Raw genomic sequence first — 4,822 nt, forward strand, 5'->3', positions numbered from 1 at the left:
ATTTCCAGTATCTCCACCACCGACAATCACAACATGTTTATATTTGGCAGAAATTTCTTCTGTGTTATCCAACAAATGTTTCGTGGCCTTTGTAAGGTAGTCCACCGCAAAATAAATGCCTGTACAATCACGATTCTTTACATTTAGATCACGAGCCTTTTTAGATCCAGTCGCAAAGACAATCGCATCATATTCTTTTTCCAATTCCTTTTTGGTGATGTCTTTACCTACATTCAAATTGGTTTTAAAGATGATTCCTTCTTCCGTAAGTATTTCTAATCTTGTTTGAATGACTTTCTTTTCAAGCTTCATATTTGGAATGCCATACATCAATAAACCACCAATACGATCTTCTTTTTCAAAGACTGTCACAGAATGACCTCTTCGATTTAAATCATGCGCAAGCGCAAGTCCTGCTGGACCAGATCCAATGATGGCGATCTTTTTATCGGAGCGCACGCTAGGAACATAAGGTGTCATCCAATTGTTCGTATAGGCTGTTTCGATCGTATACAATTCATTTTCTTTGATTGCGACTGGTTCTTGGTCTAAACCATTCAAACAAGCCTTTTCACAAAGAGCAGGGCATACACGACCAGTAAATTCAGGAAATGGATTGGTTTTTAATAATCTAGATAATGCACGTTTATCGTTGCCATTATAGATTTCATCATTCCATTCTGGAATTAAGTTATGTAATGGGCAGCCTGTCACCATGTTTTTTAACTTAATAGCTGACTGACAAAAGGGAACGCCACAATTCATGCAGCGCGCACCTTGTTTACGTCTTGTTTCTTCATCTAAAAAAGGATGAAATTCATTAAAGTTTGTGATACGAGAAAGAGGTTGGATGGCCTCGTTTTCTTGTCTTTCATATTCTAAAAATCCTGTTGGTTTTCCCATAATCTTTCATCCTTTCTAAGCATGTACTTGTTCAAAAGCCATTAGACTGGCTTCATCATCATGATAGCCTTTGGCCTTTAATTCTTGAATCAATGTTGTGATCTTTTCATAATCTTTAGGTACGATCTTTTTAAAGTTGGATAATTCATGATCAAGATTTGATAAAATCTTTTGGGCAACATCTGAATTTGTATATTTGTAGTGATTCTTTAATAATTGCGTTAATGTTTCAATATCCGCTTTACCACTCACTTCATACGTATTGACTAATTGTTTATTTAAACGCGTATATAAATCATGGTTAGGATCATAAATATACGCAATACCACCAGACATGCCGGCAGCTAAGTTTTTACCAGTTTGACCTAAAATCACAACGGTACCACCTGTCATATATTCAAGTCCATGATCACCAACACCTTCGACTACAGCACTTGCTCCTGAGTTACGTACCGCAAAACGCTCACCGGCCATACCACGAATATAAGCTTCACCACTAGTAGCACCATATAAGGCCACATTACCAATAATGACGTTTTCATTTGGCTTAAATTTTGCTTCATTTTTTGGCTGAATAATCAATTTACCACCAGATAATCCCTTGCCAAAATAGTCATTGGCATCACCATGCACATCTAATGTGATTCCTTTTTGTACAAAGGCACCAAAAGATTGTCCAGCCCCACCGTTACAATGAACAGTATATGTATCGTCTTGTAGTGTGTTATTAAATTGTTTTGTGACTACACTGGATAAAATAGTTCCGACTGTACGGTCTGTACTTGAAATTGAGATTGTTTCAGCATGAGGCTTTTTCTCGTTGAAATAAGGCTCAAACTTAGGAAGCAATGTCTTCATATCTACCGTTTTTTCAAGTTCAAAATCGTATGTATCTTTTGGCTCATAATGAATATTGTAAGGTGTCATTAAAATGTTAGAGTAATCCATATTCGCATCTTCATCCACTTCTAGATTGTCCGTATGACCCACCATTTCATTGATTGTGTGATAGCCAAGCTCAGCCATAATTTCTCTTAATTCACGCGCAATAAACAACATGAAATTCATGACATATTCTGGTTTTCCTTTGAAACGCTTTCTCAATTTTTGGTTTTGTGTAGCCACACCAAAAGGACAAGTATCTAGATTACATACACGCATCATCATACATCCCATAGTAACAAGTGGTGCAGTCGCAAAGCCAAATTCTTCCGCTCCAAGTAAGCATGCGATCGCAACATCTTTTCCTGTCATTAACTTACCGTCGGTTTCAATTAAAACACGACTTCTTAAACCGTTCTCGACTAAGTTTTGATGAGCTTGAGCCAAACCTAATTCCCATGGAAGACCCGCATGGTGAATACTGCTTTGGGAAGCAGCACCTGTACCCCCATCATAACCAGAAATTAAGACGACGGTAGCTCCGGCTTTGGCAACACCAGATGCAATCGTACCTACACCCGCTTCACTAACAAGCTTAACACTGATTCGAGCTTTTGGGTTGGCATTTTTTAAGTCGTAGATCAATTGGGCTAAGTCTTCAATGGAATAGATGTCGTGGTGAGGAGGAGGGGAAATCAAAGATACGCCTGGCGTTGAATATCGAGTTTTCGCAATCCATGGATAGACTTTCTTGCCTGGCAAGTGTCCACCTTCACCTGGTTTTGCGCCTTGTGCCATCTTGATTTGAATTTCTTTGGCACTGACTAAGTATTCTTCGGTGACGCCAAAACGACCACTCGCCACTTGCTTAATAGCGGAATTCTTTTCGGTACCTAAACGTTCTGTTTTTTCTCCACCTTCACCCGAATTGGATTTACCGCCCAATCGATTCATGGCGATGGCCATACATGTATGGGCTTCTTCGGAGATAGAACCATAGCTCATGGCACCTGTCTTAAAGCGTTTTACGATTTCGTATTCACTTTCCACTTCGGATAATGGGATTGAATTTCTTGTCTTTTTAAAGTGCAATTGACTTCTTAAATGGTGTTTTTGATGGTTTGAATTCAATTCGTTCGAATATTCTTTAAATAAATCGTAGTCATTGGTTTGTGTAGCTCTTTGAAGTTTCACAATGGTTTCAGGAGAATATAAGTGATCTTCTTTTCCATCACCTTTTCTAAGTTTATGGAATCCAATGGAATCTAGACTTGTATCGGTTGTAAGTCCTAATGGATCATAAGCACGATCATGATGATAGATCAAATCTTTTTCAATGTCTTCTAAAGTAATGCCTTCCACTTCACTAATGGTGTTTGTGAAGTAGGTATCGATAACCTCTTTAGAGATTCCAATGGCCTCAAAGATTTGGGCTCCTTGATACGATTGAAGAGTCGAAATACCCATTTTAGCGGCAATTTTAACGATGCCTTTTAAAATGGCTTCATTATAGTCATCAATCGCAATGTTGACTTCTTTATCTAACATATTTAATTGAATCATTTCTTCAATGCATTCATGCGCTAAATATGGATAGATGGCGGTTGCACCATAACCTAAAATCGTTGCGAATTGATGAACATCTCTAGGTTCACCACTTTCTAGAATGATGGATACATCGGTTTTCTTTTTCGTCTTAACTAAGTGCTGTTCTAAGGCAGATACAGCTAAAAGACTAGGAATGGCCATATGACCTTCATCGACACCTTTATCGGAAAGAATCAAAATGTTGGCCCCATTTCGATAGGCTTTATCACATTCAATAAATAAGTTATCTAATGCTTCCTTTAACGATGTGCCACGATAGAATAATAGAGAAATCGTTTCATTTTTAAATCCTGTCTGATTTAATTGACGAATCTTATCCATATCGCGTGATGTTAGAATGGGATTGTTGACCTCTAAGACGGTACAGTTGTCGGATTTATCCTGGAGTAGGTTTCCATCACTACCAATATAGATGGTTGTATCTGTGACAACTTCTTCACGTAAAGAATCAATGGGTGGGTTGGTTACTTGGGCGAAGAGTTGTTTAAAGTAATGGAATAAACTTAAATGATTTTGGGAATAAATTGCCAAAGGGATATCGGTACCCATCGCACTTGTTGGTTCAAGTTTGACGCGGGCCATTGGTAAAATAATATCTTTTACATCTTCATAGGTATAGCCGAAGACTTTATAAAGAATATCTCTTTCATGTTGCGAGTGGATGTGTGTTTTTTTATCAGGAGCTGGTAGATCTTTCAGGTATAATAAGTGGTTGTCCAACCATTCTCCATATGGATTTGAAGAGGCATATTCATTTTTAAGATCATAGTCTTCAATCAATTTCTTTTTCTTTGTATCCACAAGTAACATCTTACCGGGTTCAAGTCTTGATTTTTTTACGATTTTCTTTTCATCAATATCCAATACACCCACTTCACTTGATAAAATCAACATGTTGTCGCTTGTTAGGTAGTAACGACTTGGTCGAAGTCCATTACGGTCAAGTACAGCTCCGACTTTTTGTCCATCACTAAATAAAATAGCGGCTGGACCATCCCATGGTTCCATCATTGTGGCATAGTAGTGGTAGAAATCTTTCTTCTTTTGATCCATGGTTTGGTGTTTCCATGGTTCTGGAATCAAAATCATAACGGCTTTTTCAAGTGGCATGCCATTCATGACTAAAAATTCTAGGGCGTTATCTAACATGGCAGAATCGGAACCCGAAGTATTGATGATGGGTAAGATCTTACTTGAATTTTCATCCAAGAATTTTGAATGCATACTTTCTTCACGTGCTAACATCTTATTGATGTTGGCACGGATGGTATTGATTTCACCATTGTGGGCAATATAACGGTTTGGATGCGCTCTTTGCCAAGATGGTGTTGTATTGGTAGAGAAGCGTGAGTGTACGATCGCAATCGCAGACTTATAGTTTTCATCTTGTAAATCTAAATAGAATTTTCTTAATTGAGAAACGAGAAAC

At 38.0% G+C, this 4,822-nt stretch carries 2 protein-coding genes; both read right to left on the reverse strand.

The genetic code is table 11. The features are described 5' to 3' along the window. Positions 1-903, reverse strand: a 903-nt coding sequence (locus tag ACZQCL_RS03990) for a glutamate synthase subunit beta (RefSeq protein WP_482481899.1), incomplete at its 3' end; no start/stop codon positions are given. 15 nt (positions 904-918) lie between these two features. Next, positions 919-4,822, reverse strand: a 3,904-nt coding sequence (gene gltB / locus ACZQCL_RS03995; protein WP_482481900.1) for a glutamate synthase large subunit, incomplete at its 5' end; no start/stop codon positions are given.

This window comes from Holdemanella sp. (genome assembly GCF_056804935.1).